The sequence below is a fragment of the Xanthobacter autotrophicus genome, from assembly GCF_030015065.1.
Lineage (GTDB): Bacteria > Pseudomonadota > Alphaproteobacteria > Rhizobiales > Xanthobacteraceae > Xanthobacter > Xanthobacter autotrophicus_D.
Map to the genome: position 1 here is coordinate 1 of NZ_JAIVFN010000547.1, position 394 is coordinate 394.

A 394-nucleotide genomic window follows, 5' to 3' on the forward strand; every position below is an offset into this window, starting at 1 on the left:
GTGCTCAATCCGCAATTGGTGGAGCTTCCGGTGCCACCGTGGTCTTGAATGGCCTTACCACCGGCGGAACGATCACTTGGACCTGCAGCGGCACGCCCGCGAAATATCTGCCTTCTTCTTGCCGCGGTTAAGTGGTATCGCGGGATTTCAATAGAATTCCCGTATTAAACAGCAGGCCTGGCACTCTCAATGCGCCAGGCTTTTTTATTTCTACTAGAGCTATTGCTCAAAGTCCTGAAGGGCGCTTGTTGTGATTGCCATTCAGAAAGGTTTTACGCTCATCGAGTTGATGATTGTGGTAGCTATTATTGGCGTTCTAGCTGCTACAGCTCTCCCGGTGTATCGTGATTTCACCATTCGTGCCAGGGTTTCGGAGTTGATCCTCGCTGGCAGC

1 protein-coding gene and 1 pseudogene are annotated in these 394 nt (G+C 51.5%); both read left to right on the forward strand.

Annotated elements, in window-relative coordinates; all coding sequences use genetic code 11:
* Window positions 1-14: 14 nt before the first annotated feature.
* Window positions 15-131 (forward strand): pilin, encoded by a 117-nt coding sequence (locus K9U40_RS24975; protein WP_432715949.1) that lies wholly within the window; start codon window positions 15-17, stop codon window positions 129-131.
* Window positions 132-289: 158 nt separating this feature from the next.
* Window positions 290-394 (forward strand): annotated as a pseudogene (locus tag K9U40_RS24750) (pilus assembly protein TapA); the annotation flags it as partial.